The 15,816-nt window shown below is 38.4% G+C and carries 9 protein-coding genes; 5 read left to right on the top strand and 4 right to left on the bottom strand.

The genetic code is table 11. The features are described from left to right. The first annotated feature begins 70 nt into the window (after window positions 1–70). From IO90_RS06980 to IO90_RS06965, 4 genes are all read left to right on the top strand, one after another. On the top strand, window positions 71–2,488 hold the full coding sequence (locus tag IO90_RS06980) for an ABC transporter permease (RefSeq protein ID WP_034965259.1): 2,418 nt from the start codon (window positions 71–73) through the stop codon (window positions 2,486–2,488). A 105-nt stretch (window positions 2,489–2,593) separates the two neighbouring features. Continuing rightward, window positions 2,594–5,020, top strand: coding sequence for an ABC transporter permease (locus tag IO90_RS06975; protein ID WP_034965258.1), 2,427 nt, complete (start codon window positions 2,594–2,596; stop codon window positions 5,018–5,020). Between the two features lie 147 nt (window positions 5,021–5,167). After that, a complete protein-coding gene (locus IO90_RS06970) occupies window positions 5,168–6,451 on the top strand; it encodes a TolC family protein (protein WP_034965255.1) in 1,284 nt (427 codons plus the stop codon). Window positions 6,452–7,167: 716 nt separating this feature from the next. Beyond that, complete coding sequence (locus IO90_RS06965; protein WP_034965253.1) at window positions 7,168–9,267, top strand: type IA DNA topoisomerase; 2,100 nt, start codon at window positions 7,168–7,170, stop codon at window positions 9,265–9,267. A 217-nt stretch (window positions 9,268–9,484) separates the two neighbouring features. Here the strand turns inward: IO90_RS06965 and IO90_RS06960 are convergent, their stop codons facing one another. Then, the gene (locus tag IO90_RS06960) at window positions 9,485–10,972 is read right to left on the bottom strand and encodes a glycoside hydrolase family 28 protein (RefSeq protein WP_051878379.1); all 1,488 of its coding nucleotides are present in this window, start codon (window positions 10,970–10,972) and stop codon (window positions 9,485–9,487) included. Between the two features lie 480 nt (window positions 10,973–11,452). Here IO90_RS06960 and fabV point away from each other — a divergent pair, with 480 nt between their 5' ends. Continuing rightward, window positions 11,453–12,655, top strand: coding sequence for an enoyl-ACP reductase FabV (gene fabV / locus IO90_RS06955; RefSeq protein ID WP_034965250.1), 1,203 nt, complete (start codon window positions 11,453–11,455; stop codon window positions 12,653–12,655). A gap of 90 nt (window positions 12,656–12,745) precedes the next feature. On the opposite strand, the gene IO90_RS06950 is transcribed toward fabV, so the two are convergent. The 3 genes from IO90_RS06950 to IO90_RS06940 form a co-directional block, all read right to left on the bottom strand. Next, on the bottom strand, window positions 12,746–13,537 hold the full coding sequence (locus tag IO90_RS06950; protein WP_034965248.1) for a lysophospholipid acyltransferase family protein: 792 nt from the start codon (window positions 13,535–13,537) through the stop codon (window positions 12,746–12,748). Between the two features lie 93 nt (window positions 13,538–13,630). Continuing rightward, complete coding sequence (locus IO90_RS06945; RefSeq protein ID WP_034965247.1) at window positions 13,631–14,260, bottom strand: NUDIX hydrolase; 630 nt, start codon at window positions 14,258–14,260, stop codon at window positions 13,631–13,633. Window positions 14,261–14,412: 152 nt separating this feature from the next. Beyond that, complete coding sequence (locus IO90_RS06940) at window positions 14,413–15,771, bottom strand: TolC family protein (RefSeq protein ID WP_034965244.1); 1,359 nt, start codon at window positions 15,769–15,771, stop codon at window positions 14,413–14,415. Between the last annotated feature and the right edge of the window lie 45 nt (window positions 15,772–15,816).

Below are 15,816 nucleotides of genomic sequence, written 5' to 3'. Positions count from 1 at the left end.
GATCTCGGAGATTCAGAATTCTGTTTCTCTGAGGTTTTTAAAATCGTTTATCAATCATAAACCATCAACTATGTTCAACAATTGGCTCAAAATCGCCTTCATCAATTATAAAAAAAACTGGCTTTCCACCATCATCAATCTTTTTGGATTGACCATCGGTTTGACTGGATTTATGCTCATCCTGATGCACTGGAACGACGAAGAATCCTTCGAAAGATGGAATCCGAAGAAGGATAATATCTTTTATTTCCAGACTTATCACAAGCCAGAAAACTCGTACGGAAACAACATTTCTGTTCCAATGGCAAAGCGCGCGAAGGAAGTGATTCCCGGCGTTGAAGATTACGTTTTGTTCAATGGTTCCGGAATTGGGTTGAAGATGACAACGAAAGTGAAAACAGTTTTCCAAAAAGATGGAATGACTGCGACAGAAAGTTTCTTCAAATTCTTTCCTTTCAAATTGGTTGCCGGAAGTTACAAGGACGCTTTGAAAGGCGAGAGCGTGATTGCACTTTCTGTGGACGCGGCCAAAAACCTTTTCGGGAGAACCAATGTGGCGGGCGCAACTGTAAAATTTGATAACAAAAATTATATCGTGACGGCAGTTTATGAATTGCCAAAAGAGAATTCCCAAATCAAACCAGAATTCATAATCACTCCGCCTGCAGAACAGTTTAAAAATGATGAGACAAGTTGGGGCAATTTTAACTACGCTGGTTTCTTTATGTTTAAACCAGGAACAGATCCTGAATTTGTACAGAAAAAATTCGTGAAAGATGTTTTTGAATACCGTGCAAGTTTGGATAAAGGGGAATCTGGAATGACAATTCAGCAATATCTTGATCTTTATGGTCCCACAAATAGTTTGCTGACACCTTTAGACGAAATCAAACTCTACGCAAAAGCGTCTTGGTTTGGAACTGGAGATTTCAAAACGATGATGATTTTGTTTACACTTTCAGTTTTGATTGTCATTTTATCAGCTATTAATTTCATCAATCTAAAAACTGCGCAAGCCTCGCAACGGGCGAAAGAAATTGGCGTAAGAAAAGCGATTGGAAGTACAAAATCGAGTTTGGTTTTACAGTTTTTGCTGGAGACTTTTCTGATTTGTATGGCGTCCTATTTACTTTCTTTGGCGTTGACGGAACTGCTTCTGCCAAGCTTCAACAAATTCTATGACAAGGAAATGGTGATGAATGATTGGCATATTTACTTCTATTCATTTGCGATGGTTTTGATGGTAACACTGATTTCGGGATTGATTCCGGCAACTTATCTTTCAAACTTTAAAGCGATAGAAACTTTGAAAGGAAATTTCGCCAGAAGCAAACACGGCGTATGGCTGAGAAACGGGATTTTGACCTTGCAACTAATCATCTCATCATTCTTTATTATTGGTGGATTGATTGTCAATCAGCAAGTTAAATATATGATGAACAAAGATTTGGGTTATAGCGGGAAACAGATTATGATGATCAACTTCAATGAAAGCGACCCGAAACCTTGGCTTAAATATGAACGACTTAAAACCGAAATGAGAAAAATCCAAGGCGTAGTGGATGTTTCTTACGGAGAAGCAGTTCCTGGAAGCGGACGAAGCAGTTCTTCCAATATGGATTTTATGGATAAAAGTATCCAAGGTCAACACGGTTCTATGGATTATAACTATCTTAAATTCATTAATGTAAAGCTGAAAAAAGGCCGTTGGCTGGACCCGAATCTTTCATCTGACACCATCAATAATGTGTTGATTAATGAGGCTTTTGTAAGAAAATTTGGTTGGAAAGATGAAGACGTTTTGAAGAATGAAATCAAACCTGGATTTGACAACAAAAAGTATAAAATCGTAGGCGTTGTAAAGGATTTCAATATTCGAAATCTTAAAACAGAGGTAGAACCAATCATCTTTTTCCACTACAGAGAAACGGAATGGAAGAGATATAATGTCTATAATATTCAGTTGAAAATAGATCCGAATGACATCGATGGAACGGTGAAAAGGCTGAAAACTTATTGGCAAAATAATGTGGAGCAAGGTTATCCTTTCGACTATTATTTTCTGGACCGGCAGTTTGCAAAAACCTTTGTGAAATATCAGAAACAGCAAACGCTTTTCACCATCCTGAACGCAATGGTTTTAATGGTAGCATTACTCGGATTATTCGCCCTATCATCATTAATGATAGAACAAAAACTGAAAGACGTCGCCATCAGAAAAACGCTTGGCGCATCAGACAGAACTTTGATTGTGGGATTGACAAAACAATTTCTCTGGATTACATTAATTGCAGTCCTTATCAGTATTCCAATCAGTTATTACTTGATGAATGAATGGCTGAAAGATTTTGCTTACCGAATTGATATGCCGATTCTACCGTTCATTTTAAGTCTTGTCACTCTGCTCTTGTTGACATTCTCAGTCGTAAGCATCAAAGCGTATCAAGCTACAAAAGTAGACCTTGTGAAATATCTGAAGTACGAGTAGGGATGGAAGTTTGAAGATGGAAATTTTTTACACAGTAGCTAAACTTCCATCTTCCACCACCCAACTTCCAACCCAAAATCATTCATCAACCATCATTCATCAATTATGATTAAAAACTGGCTCAAAATCGCATTCATCAATTACAGAAAAAACTGGCTTTCAACCATCATCAATGTCTTGGGATTGAGCGTTGGCTTGTGTGTTTTCCTTTTGATATTCATCCATTGGCAGGACGAAAAGTCTTATGAAGAATGGATTCCAAATAAGGAGAATATCTATTTGGTAGAGAATCATCTCTCTAGCTTTGGAAATATGTCGCAATCCAGCTATCCTGAATTGTATGTATCCAAAGAAAAATTCCCAGAAATCGAAGACTACACGATTGCGAATATTTGGGCTTGGTACAGAACGAGATTGATTGCAGGCGACAATTCCAGCTATTCCACAGTGGGTCAGGTTTCCAGTCAGTTTTTCAAATTTTTTCCTTTTGAGACGATTGCCGGGAATCCTAATACTGCCTTGCTGGACAAATCTCAGATTGCGTTATCTGAAAAAACTGCAAAACAACTATTTGATGATGATTATAAAAATAGCATTGGAAAAACAGTTAAAAAAGATGAGAACGGAAATGTCTACACTGTTTCTTTGATTTATAAATTACCGGAGCAGAATTCCGTTTTCAAAGCAGATTATCTGGTATTGGAGAATCAGCCGAAAGATGATAACCAATGGTTGAGCTATAGTTTTTTCGGTCTCTTCAAAGTGAAACCAGGAACAGATATTCAAAAATTAGAAGAAAAATTAACAAAACAGCAGCGCTATCATGAAGAGATTCTTTCTAAAAAGTGGGGCTCTGAGATTGATAAAAAAAATCCGACAAAGGTATTCTTGACACCATTGACCAAAATAAAATTGGATGCAAAAGGCGATGGAATCTCAAAAGGCGATAAGAAATCTTTGAAGATATTATTAGGATTATCCATCCTGATTTTGATTTTGTCTGGAATCAATTTGATTAATCTTAAAACTGCGCAATCTGCTCAGCGTGCAAAGGAAGTTGGTGTGAGAAAATCTATCGGCAGTTCAAAGAAGAGTTTGGTGATTCAGTTTTTGATAGAAACTTTCATTATTTGTCTGGTCGCTTATTTTATCGCTTTTGCTTTGGTCGAATTGCTTTTGCCTTCCTACAACAAATATTTGGGAAAAGAAATCAAACTGAATGATCCTAATATTTTCATTGGTTCGGCGATTTTATTGGTTCTTTTCGCATTATTAGCAGGGATTATACCGGCCACTTATTTATCGAATTTCAAACCGATTAATACTTTGAAAGGTAATTTTTCCCGAAGCAAGCATGGCGTTTGGTTGCGAAATTCAATCCTGACTTTACAACTGGTTATCTCCTCATTTTTCATCATTTGTTCGTTGATTATTCATTCTCAGGTAGATTTTATGATGAAGAAAGATCTAGGTTTCAAAGGAAATCAGGTCATTCAAATTGATTTTAAAAAGAGCAATTACAACGAGAAGGATTACAGTGTCAAAAAATATGAATTGCTAAGAAATGAAGTCAAGAATATTTCTGGTGTTCTTGAAACCACAGGTTCTGTACAATCTTTGGGAATGGGATTGAGGAATGCTTCAGTTGTCAAATATGCCGTTGATACAACCAAAATAATCAACACCGTTGCCGTTGGTGCAATAGAAGAAAACTACTTCCGATTCTATGATATGAAAATTGTCGCAGGTAATGACCTCAACTGGAGAAAGGCTTCAGACACAATCAACGGAAGTGTTGTGAATGAAACCTTCGCCAAAAAAATGGGTTGGAACAATCAGCAGGCAATTGGAAAAGAAATTCTGCCAGGTTGGGAAGACAAAAAGAAATACAAGATTCTCGGCGTGGTCAAAGATTTTTACTACGGTGGAGTTGACAGGCCAATTGAGCCAGCCGTGTTTTTCAATTACAACAGAAACTGGGCGAAAAATAGTATGAGCAATCTCCAAATCAGGCTGGACACCAAAGATATTGACGGAACGGTTGAAAGAATCAAAGAATTTTGGCTCACGAAAGCAGAACCAGGTTATCCGTTTGATTATCAATTCATAGACAAGCAATTTGCAAGAACCTTTGAAAAATTCCAAAAACAGCAGACGCTTTTCACCACTTTGAATATCGTGGTTCTAGTTGTCGCATTGTTAGGATTATTCGCCTTGTCATCATTATTAATAGAACAAAAACTTAAAGATGTCGCAATCAAAAAAACTTTGGGAGCAGACGAGAAAACCATCATCTGGGATTTGACAAAAAGATTCTTAATCATTTGTTTTTTCGCAGTGATACTAAGCATTCCCATAAGTTATTATGCAATGAACGAATGGCTGAAAGATTTCGCTTACCGCATCGATATGCCGGTTTTGCCTTACGTTCTGAGTATGATTTCTTTATTGATTTTAACCTTCATTGTCGTCAGTTTCAAAGCTTACCAAGCCACAAAAATCAATTTGGTTAAATATTTAAAATACGAATAAGAATCCGAAGGATTCAACTTGAGTAGCCGTAGGTGAAACCTATGGAAACAAACAACAATAAAAATTCCCCTCCACTGGAGGGGTGGCAAAAATTTTTAATTTTTGACGGGGTGGTTATAACCCGCAACATCAAAACTAATTAAAACAATGAAAAAACTATTCTTCATATTCATCATCAACCTTTTCCCAGCCCAAACCTGGACTTTGAAACGATGTCTGGATTATGCTTCCGCAAATCATCCTTTGGTGAAGCAATCGTCGGTCAACATTCAAAAAAATGACCGATTGGTTTCCGCTTCAAAAGGAATGTTGTTACCGTCTGCAGATGCCGGAATCAACCATAATTACAACTTCGGAAACGGCATCAATCCGCAGAATAATCAACGTGAAAGCATCAATACACAAAACGACAATTTCTACGCACAAGCCAGTTGGGAACTAATGAGCTGGCGAAATTACCTCAATATTTCATTGTCCAAAATCAATCGCGAAACATCAACTTTCCGAATGAAGCAAGCGCAAAATGAGGTGAAACTGAATGTCATCCAAATGTTTTTCAATTACCAAAACAACAAAAGTTGGCTGGATGTTCTGGAAACCCAAATCTCTGGAATCGAAGACCAAATCAAGCGTACCGAAAAAGAAGTGGAAATCGGAAACCGACCAAAAAGTGACGTTTACGACATCAAAGCCAACCTCGGAACTTTGCAGGAACAATGGGTTTCCGCAAAAAATTCCAGAGATTTGTCCAAGATTAATTTATTGAATGCTCTGGCGATTACGACCGATTCTCTGGACTTCAAAATGGAAGACGACGCGTTGGCGCATTCCAATTTCGACGACGCCGATTTCGTGAAAAATCTCCTCGAAAAAAATCCGGCTTATCAAACGATTTTGACAGAAATCAAAGCCAATCAAAAAAACATTGCCATCGCAAAATCTGCCTATTTACCGACCTTCAACGGCTCTTACACTTGGTCTAGTTTCTACAGCAAAACTTTGGGCGAATCGGCGGATGCATTTTCGGAACAATTCAAAAGGAACAAAAATCAGCAATTAGGTTTCGGACTCAATATTCCGATTTTCAATAAATTACAAGTGAAAAACAATGTCGAAATTGCTAAACTCAACGTCATCAATTCCAATTATGACAAAGAAATTGTCATTAATAATCTCACGCAAAGCATCAATTCCATCAAGGCACAATTCCAGAATTCCGAAGAAAAATACACGTTACTCCAAGCCAATTTCGAAAATCAAAAACTCTCTTTCCAAAAATCCGAGGAAAAATACAAAGAAGGTTTAATGGACGCGTACACCTTTTTCGTCGTCCGAAACAACTGGCTACAAGCAAATTACAATCTCATTAACAGCAAAAACGAGGTCATCCAGCAAACCGAACTTTTGAAAGTTTTCGAATCCGGATTTTAAAATTTAGAAACAATTGTTACCTAAACGAAGTCGGTCTGAGCAGACTCGAAAACTTTCACCCCCAAATTCAAAACATTCATTACATTATTTTCTCACGAATCCTTCCGATGTCTTACATTTCGGAGGGATTTTCATTTACATAAAAAAATTATTTGGGTGTCTTTATCCGCCTGGAGTTTATCCTGAGCCTGTCGAAGGGTTTCCAATCTTTTTTGCAGACGATTTCCCTCTAATTAGAACCAAAGGCAAAGCAAAAAACGATTTCCACTCAAACCTAACGAAGTTCATCGATTCAAAATAAAAAAATAGAAAAGAAGAGATAATTCGGGGGGCGCTTCGCAAAGTTGAAGATTTTGTCTTTCAATCGAACTTTCTCTTCCAATTCAAATCTGCAAAATCAGGTTCATCTGCAAAAAAAATATAGTCTTTGATGAGCGAAGCGTCTTTGCGAATCCTAAAATATTTTCAATAATTTTAAAAAAATCTTCGCGCACTTTGCGTAAAAAAAACAATCCCAAGAGTTCAATCTCATAAGCGAAGCGCCTTCTTTAACCTAAATTTTTTTCAATACCGATAAAAAAATCTTTATGAATTTTGTGTTCAAAATCCCTCGTTTTTTCAATTTAAAAATCGCATTTTTGCAAGCCTTATTTCCAGAGATAATATGAAACGTCTTGACGTTCCATCTGACCTTAAAAAGACAATAAAAACTACAGATGAAACTTTGTATAGCCGAAAAACCCAGCGTTGCCCGTGATATTGCCAAAGTTTTGGGAGCCAACAATCCCAAAAGCGGTTATATGGAAGGAAACGGCTATTGCGTCACCTGGACTTTCGGACATCTTTGCACGCTGAAAGAACCGCAGGATTATGCACCACATTTCAAATCCTGGGATTTGATTTTCCTGCCCATCATTCCCAAACAATTCGGAATTAAATTGATTGATAACAATGGCGTTGAAAAACAATTTAATACGATAGCAAAATTGGTTCAGGAATGTGATGAGGTCATCAATTGTGGTGATGCAGGGCAAGAAGGAGAACTCATTCAGCGTTGGGTTTTGCAGAAAGCAAAATGCGACAAACCGATGAAACGTTTGTGGATTTCTTCCTTGACGGAAGATTCAATCAAAGAAGGTTTTGAAAATTTGAAACCCGCGGAAGATTACAAAAATCTTTATCAAGCAGGAAACGCAAGAGCAATTGGCGATTGGCTGTTGGGAATCAATGCGACGAGATTATTCACTAAAAAATTTGGAGGAAACAAAGCCGTTTTGTCAATTGGAAGAGTTCAGACTCCAACTTTGGCAATGCTCGTTCAGCGTCAGAAAGAAATCGATGCTTTTTCTCAGGAAGAATATTGGGAACTGAAAACAAAATATCGTGATGTTCTTTTTAGTGCCTCAATCGACCGATTGAAAACTTTAGAAAAAGCAGAAAAAGGTTTAGAATATCTCAAGAAAAATCAATTTGAAATCGTATCCTTTGAAATTAAGGAAGGAAAGGAAAAGAATCCTCGCTTATTCGATTTGACGGGACTTCAGGTGGAAGCGAATAAGAAATTTGGTTTCTCGGCGGAGCATACGCTTAATTATATTCAAAGTCTTTACGAGAAAAAACACACGACTTATCCAAGAGTTGATACGACTTATTTGTCAGAAAACCTGTATCCAAAAATTGGTGGAATTCTGAAAAGTATGACGATTTATTCAGACTTGATTTCGCCTTTACTTTCTCAGCCAATCCCGAAAACAAAAGCCGTTTTCGACGATACGAAAGTGACGGACCACCACGCGATTATTCCGACAGAAATTCCGCCTTCATCAAATCTGAGTCGTGAGGAAAAATTAATTTATGACCTGGTTGCCAAACGATTCATCGCCGTTTTCTATCCAGAATGTAAGATTTCAAATACTTTGGTTGAAGGACAAGTTGGAACAATTCCTTTCAAAGCTTCCGGAAAACAAATCCTGGAACCAGGTTGGCGAGCGGTTTATGCGAAAGATAAAAAAGAGGAAAAGGACGAAAAAGATAAAGACGAGGAACAAACAATCCCCGAATTCGTAGCCGGCGAAAAAGGCGACCACGCACCATTGATTCATCAGGGAAAAACTTCGCCACCGAAACCTTACACAGAAGCAACTTTGCTAAGAGCAATGGAAACCGCAGGCAAGCAAGTGGAAGATGAGGAACTTCGCGAAATGCTGAAAAATAATGGCATCGGAAGACCCTCAACCCGAGCCAACATCATCGAAACATTGTTCCGAAGAAAATACATCGAGCGTAAAAAGAAGAATATTTTCGCAACGTCAATCGGAATCGAATTGATTGACACCATCGAAGACGAAGTTCTAAAAAGTCCCGAACTCACGGGAGAATGGGAATCCAAACTGCGCAGAATCGAAAAAGGCGAGTACGAGGCAAACCAATTCAAGGATGAATTGATAGAGATGGTCACGGAACTCACGAGAAAAGTCATCAGTTCAAAAGGAAAAGTCATCAATTTTGAGGAGAAAAAACCTGCTCCGTCAAAAGAAAAAGTGCCGAGAGTAAAAACCGAAATCATCTGGACGGAAACCCAATGTCCAAAGTGCAAAGCCAACAATTTGATGAAAGGAAAAACCGCAATCGGCTGTTCTGATTTCAAAGCTTGTGGTTTCAAAGTTTCATTCGAAATATTAGGCAAAAAACTGTCAGAAAAACAACTTCAGGATTTAATTCTGAAAAGCAAAACTTCAAAACTGAAAGGTTTCACACAAGGTCAGGAAGAAGGTGTTTTGCTAATGAATGAAGATTTCACAATCGCTTTAAAATAAAAATTTCATCAATAGGAATGGGCTTCAGCCCATTTTAAAGATTGGAATATAAAAAAGGCTTTAGCCAAAACTTGTAATAAATTTTGGCTAAAGCCTTGGATTATTTTTTCAAAGTGACATCGGGCTGAAGCCCGACGCTATTGATAAAAAAGAAAAAACCCTTTCAGCTTCAATCTGGAAGGGTTTTGAAAATAACACCTTTAATAATTGTAAAAAATTACTTCACAACAATTGCTTTCTTCAGATTACTATCGATTTTATAATCTGTACTGTTATTGATTTTCACATTTTCAAAAACGATATTATTGGCATTTTTCCCAACAATTCCTTTTTTACTCGTGATATTGACGTTTTTAAAGAAAAGATTCTCAATCAGTTTCTCAGGAAGTCCACTGAAACTGAAAGCCGTTTCCGCCGAAGAACAGTTGATATTGCTTACATAAAAGTCGTGGAAATAAGGCACTTTGTCTCCGGAATGTTGCGCCTCTTCGCTTTCTTTCGTACTTCCAACTGGTGCATCGGCGTAGAAAGTATCAAAGAAAACGGCAGATTTCACAATGTTTTTCATCTCGATATTATCAATGAAAATCTGGCTTACATCGCCACCTCTTCCGGAGTTGCTTTTCACACGGATTCCGATATCCGTTCCGTCAAAAGTACAGTTCGAAACAAAGATATTTTTCATTCCGCCATCCGTATTACTTCCGATGACAAAACCGCCGTGACCCTCACCAACAGTACATTCTGCGATGATGACGTTTTGCAGATTCGCTTCACCGTTTTTCGGCGTCCCACTGGATTTCATACAGATTCCGTCGTCGCCGGCGTTCACTTTTGTGTTATAGATAATCACGTTTTTCGAAGCACTGATATCAATTCCGTCTCCGTTTTGAGCCCATTTCGGATTGTAAACGGTTGTGTTTCTGATGACAAGGTTTGTAATTTGTTTTGGATTGATGACAAATTTCGGTGAGTTTCGGAACGTTGGGCCATCAATCAAAAGATTCGTCACTTTGGAAAGCGTGAACATCATCGGTCTCAAGAAATGGTGCAACTGCTGGTACATATCAATCGTCGCATTGGGCGTTTTCGCAATCACTTTTGCCAATTGCTCACCATTTTTTGCCGATTCGCTCGGCCACCAGATTTTCCCGTCGTCGCTCAGCGTGCTTCCTTTTTTCGCCAGCAATTCTTTCCATTGTGCATCGGTCGTTTTGAATTTCTTCACAGGACGCCAAGCTTCTCCAGCACCGTCGAAAATCCCTTTTCCGGTGAAGGAAACATCCTTCAAATTATTTCCCCAAATCGGAGCCGTCACTTCAAATTTCCCAGACGAAGTTTCTCTCATCGGAAATTGTTTGATATCACTGCTGAACTGCACGATTGCACCTTCCTCCACGTGAAAATCGATTTTACTTTTCAGCTCGATTGGCCCCGTCAACCAAGTTCCAGCTGGGACAATCAATCTTCCGCCACCATTTGCGGAGATTGTCGTGATTGCTTTTTCGAAGGCTTTGGTGTTCAAAGTTTTTCCATCGGCAACACCTCCAAAATCCTTGAAGTTGTAATCCTTTTCTGGAATATTAGGCAAAACCATTGCTCCAAATTTGAATGGCGCTTTGTCGATGTAATATTGGATGTCATTTTTCTGAGCAGAAATGAGCGTTGCAACAGAAAACGCAAGACCTATTAATAGTTTTTTCATTGTTTATTGATATGAGTTCTTTTGATTGATTATAAATGTTTTAGTTAAGTCAGTTCATTAATTATAATTTGGGCAACTTTTCCGCCTTCCATTCCCGCTATTTTTGCCTTCGCTTTTCCCGCCACAAAAAATGAGCTCCATTCAAGTCGGGTTGCGTTAGATTCGTTGTTTCAATTTTATTTTAGATTAAAGTCTTCGACTCCGCTCAGACTAACAAAGTGTAAATAAAATAATTGGTTTTCGAATTGTCACACTGAGCGGAGTCGAAGTGCTACCCACAATAATAAAGAGCAACTGCTTGCTGGTAAAATTAAAAAAAATAACAACCTGCGCAATCGATTGCATAAAATAAAGATTCACACATTCGTAAAGTCTCATTAATGCTAATCAAATTAAAATTTAATAAGTTCTTTTTAAACAAAAATTCCTCATTATTTGCTCAAATTTCTTTAATTTGCAATGCTAAAAATAATTTCAACAATGATTATTCAACCAAGAACAAGAGGATTTATTTGCTTGACGGCGCATCCAGATGGAGCACTTCAAAGCGTAAAAAATCAAATAGAATATGTAAAGTCCAAAGGTGCTATCAAAAACGGACCAAAAAAAGTTTTGGTAATCGGTGCTTCTACAGGTTTCGGACTTTCTTCCAGAATCACAGCGGCTTTCGGTTCCGACGCTGCAACAGTTGGTGTTTTCTTCGAGAAACCAGCTTCTGAAGGTAAAATGGGAACTGCTGGCTGGTACAATTCTGCCGCTTTCGAAAAAGAAGCGCACGAAGCTGGACTTTATGCCAAAAGTATCAACGGCGATGCATTCTCAGACGACATAAAAAAACAAACGATTGAATTAATCAAAAAAGACCTTGGTCAAGTTGACTTGGTGGTTTACAGTTTGGCTTCTCCGAGAAGAACGCATCCAAAAACGGGCGTTGCACATTCATCTGTTCTTAAACCAATCGGGAATTCTTACACCAACAAAACGGTGGATTTCCACACAGGCGTAGTTTCTGATGTGACGATTGCTCCGGTTGAAAACGAAGAAGATATTCCAAACACTGTTGCCGTAATGGGTGGTGAAGACTGGAAATTCTGGATGGAAGATTTGAAAGCGGCTGGCGTTTTAGCTGACGGTGTTCAAACGGTTGCCTATTCTTACATCGGCCCAGAATTGACTTTCCCAATCTACAGAAACGGAACCATCGGTCAAGCGAAAAACGACCTTGAAGCGACTGTGACTGTTCTAAATGACTTATTAAAAGACCTTAACGGAAAATCTTATGTTTCTGTAAACAAAGCTTTGGTAACTCAGTCCAGTTCTGCGATTCCTGTAGTTCCATTGTATATTTCTCTACTTTACAAAGTGATGAAAGCAAAAGGAACACACGAAGGAACAATCGAGCAGATTCAAAGACTTTTTGCTGACAGATTATATACGGAAAATGGCGAAGTTCCTTTGGACGAAGCTGGTAGAATCCGAGTTGACGACTGGGAAATGGCAGATGATGTACAGGCTGAAGTTGACAAATTGTGGAAGGAAACAACAACTGAAAACCTTTCTGAAATCAGTGATATCGCAGGTTACAGAAAAGAGTTCTTCAACCTTTTCGGTTTCGAAGTTGATGGAATTGATTATGAGAAAGATGCTAATGAGAACGTACAAGTTCCAAGTATTGAGGCTTAATTTAGACTAAGAGAAAATAGACTGATAGATTATAGATTTATAGAGTCTTTAAAATAGAACAAAAACGGCTACTTTTTCAGTAGCCTTTTTTTATTGTTGGGATTTTGATTCTTTCAGTTTGGTGTCGTAATCGTGCAGAATATTGTGTTCGGGTGTTTGCTCGATGGCGTGCATTATTTTGTCCAGAATCTCGTTGGCCGACTCATTATCATAATCAATATCCAAAGCAGGTTTGAACTCCAATGTTGGTTTTACGCCAGTGACTTTTATCTTCAGACCTTTCTTGTCAAATGCGCGTCGGAAACCATTGATTTTAATGGGAATTACAGTTGGTCTTTGGTTCTTTATCAATTTTGCAGTTCCTTTTCGACCTTGTGCATAAGCGGAAGTTGTCCCTTGTGGAAATGTAATCACCCAGCCATTATCCAAAGCTTTCATAATGTTTTCAATCTCACTAAGGTCAACCATTCTGTTGACATTTTTTCCTTCCGCTCTCCAAGTTCTTTTAACAGTGATTGCTCCGGCAATTTTGAAAATTCTTGAAAGAACTCCTTTGTTCATCGTTTCTTCCGCTGCAACATAGTAGAAATCGACTTTTGGATTAAGAAGATAAACAGGATTTTTAATAGTGTTGTGAAATCCATTGTTAACAGAGCAAAATGTGTGATACATCGCAGCTACATCAGCAAAGTAAGTCTGATGATTCGAAACGAAAAGCACATTGCTGTCCGGAAGGTCTGAGAGGTCTTCCGTTCCCGTGATCTTCAGTTTGTTGAAACCGTTGAATCTCCGATAGGAAACCAGTCCTAGAATAAAAATAATAAACCTCTTCAAAACATAGATGTTTCCAAAAGAATCGGTAAAAATATTTTTTTTTGCCATTTATGTTTAATTAGATTTTAAACTAAAAATCAAGGTGATATGTTAAAAGTGATAACCAATTTCCGTTCCCAAATCGTAGGAATCTGTGCAAAACTAAACATTTTTTAATAAGTTGCTGAATTCGCTGAGTATCATAGAGGTAGCGCCCCAGATGATGTAGCCATTAAAATCGATGACGGGAACTTCCGCACCGTTGGTAGATGGCAAAACCATATTTTTTGGCTGGTCGGGAAGACTTAATAAAGAGGAAATCGGAAATTCTATCAATTCCACGGCTTCACTTTCTTGAAGGAAAAATTCCGGATTTTTTTTGGTGTAAGAAACAAAAGAGTGAACATAAAAATTACTCGGCGGAATGTAAATCGGCGACATTTCTCGGATGATTCTCACATAATGTTCATCAATTCCTAATTCTTCGGAAGTTTCACGTTTCGCTGTGTGGGCAAAATCCAAATCTTCTTTTTCATTTTTTCCGCCGGGAAGAGAGATTTGTCCGCTGTGTCTGTCACGTTCATTTTGAGAGCGAACAATCAACGGGAAATGCCACTCGTTATTTTTGAGATAAAGTAAAATATTGACGGCCGCAAACTTTGGATTTCGTGTCAGAATATCTTCATAAGTAAAGATAGGGCGATAAGGTGGAGAATAGATTTTATGAGCATTTTCGCCCAGCAATTCCGCACTTTTTATATCTCTGAGTAAATCTATTCCGAAGGTCTGCATATCTCAAAGATAAGAAAAATATCAATAATTTTTATCGCAAAGTCACAAAATTAGTCTCAACCAAATCGGAAAAAGTCGCAAAGATTGGCTTTGCGACTTTTAAAATATTATAGATTCAAAAACTTGCTTGCATCTTTGCGTTTTTGTTTTACTTAAAGCGAAATCCCGCGTCCTGCATAGAAATCTAAAACTTTCACACTGAATAAATAATTATACTTTGCCTGAGCCACAGAACCTTGTGCATTTGCAAAATTGTTTCTCGCCATAGTAACGTCATAAATGGTCGAACGTCCAGCTTCATAACTTTTCGTTGCAAAATCCAGCGCCAGTTTTGTACTTCGCTCAGCTTCCATCGCAGAAACATAAATTTCGTAGTTCGAATCAGCATTGAACTGCGCCTGCTGAATATCCTGCTTCAACTGGAATTTCTGTTGCTCCAAATTATTTTTCGCAATCGACTCATTGATTTTGGTTTGCTCCACTTGCAATCTTGTAATTCCTTTGTTAAAAATTGGAATGTTGGCCGAAATCCCAACTTGCTGACCAAAATTTGATTTGTATTGCTGGATGAAACTTCGTTCCTGCACCGCAACCGGGAATCCGCTGGAAGCATCGTAGCCGGTGATGTTGGTGTTCAGTAGATTGTTGTAAAAAGTTCCAATTCCTGCAGTTGCCGTGATTGTCGGATAGAAATTCGTCCTCACCACTTCCGTTTGTGCCTCTGCAGATTTGATTCTACTTTCCGCCGCTTTTATCACGGGCTGAGATTCATAGGCAATATTCAAAACTTCATCCACGGTTTCTTTTTGAGGCACCAACTCATCCGGAACAGGAATATCTACCACATCAAAACTCTTGTAATCCTGAAGTTGTAAAATCTGAGCCATTGCAAACAAAGCCCTATCCACATTGATTTGAGCCGTTTGTACATTCTGCTTTTCTCTGGCGACGGAAGCGGTTGCTTCTGCCAAAACCGTTTGTGCAGTCGTTCCAACTTCGGTCGTGATTTTCGCGCGGTCGTAGAGTTGTTGGGCATTTTCCATTGCGCTTTGGGAGATTTTCTTGATTTCCCTGTTTAGCATTACAGAAAGATATTGTTGTGCAATTTGAAGCGCGATGTTATTTTTTATCGTTTCAATATCCTGCAAACTAGCCTCCACATCGAAGCCCGTTTTTCTAATCGCTTTCTCCAGCCTGCCGTTGTTGTAAACCAGAATATTGGCACCGACACTCGAGTTGTTGCTGAAGTTGTCATTTCGGATACTCGTGTTCACGAACTGTGTGTTTCCAAAACTTGCCGTGTTCGAGATGCTTCCGGAAACCGATGGTAGGTAATCTCTCTTTGCCATTTCCAGATTTTTTGTCTGCACATCTTTGTTGAGAGCCTGCGCCTGAACCTGCAGATTGTTTTTAATCGCATAATCCACACATTCCTGAATCGTCCATTTCTTCTGAGAAAATCCCAAAACCCCAATAGACAAAAGCGAAATACAAAAAACTTTTTTTAGCATAAAAGAAAAATTATACACAATAAGACTTCGGAATATTGGATTTGT

It is taken from the genome of Chryseobacterium sp. FH1 (assembly GCF_000735135.1).
Taxonomy (GTDB): domain Bacteria; phylum Bacteroidota; class Bacteroidia; order Flavobacteriales; family Weeksellaceae; genus Epilithonimonas.
The sequence above is the reverse complement of the archived record's forward strand: the minus strand, read 5'-3'. Positions and strand labels throughout refer to the sequence as shown.

Excerpts from the sequence above, each read along its gene's own strand:
- IO90_RS06980 (WP_034965259.1), top strand. The coding sequence starts at position 71 with ATGTTCAACAATTGGCTCAAAATCGCCTTCATCAATTATAAAAAAAAC.
- IO90_RS06975 (WP_034965258.1), top strand. The coding sequence starts at position 2,594 with ATGATTAAAAACTGGCTCAAAATCGCATTCATCAATTACAGAAAAAAC.
- IO90_RS06970 (WP_034965255.1), top strand. The coding sequence starts at position 5,168 with ATGAAAAAACTATTCTTCATATTCATCATCAACCTTTTCCCAGCCCAA.
- IO90_RS06965 (WP_034965253.1), top strand. The coding sequence starts at position 7,168 with ATGAAACTTTGTATAGCCGAAAAACCCAGCGTTGCCCGTGATATTGCC.
- IO90_RS06960 (WP_051878379.1), bottom strand. The coding sequence starts at position 10,972 with ATGAAAAAACTATTAATAGGTCTTGCGTTTTCTGTTGCAACGCTCATT.
- fabV (WP_034965250.1), top strand. The coding sequence starts at position 11,453 with ATGATTATTCAACCAAGAACAAGAGGATTTATTTGCTTGACGGCGCAT.
- IO90_RS06950 (WP_034965248.1), bottom strand. The coding sequence starts at position 13,537 with ATGGCAAAAAAAAATATTTTTACCGATTCTTTTGGAAACATCTATGTT.
- IO90_RS06945 (WP_034965247.1), bottom strand. The coding sequence starts at position 14,260 with ATGCAGACCTTCGGAATAGATTTACTCAGAGATATAAAAAGTGCGGAA.
- IO90_RS06940 (WP_034965244.1), bottom strand. The coding sequence starts at position 15,771 with ATGCTAAAAAAAGTTTTTTGTATTTCGCTTTTGTCTATTGGGGTTTTG.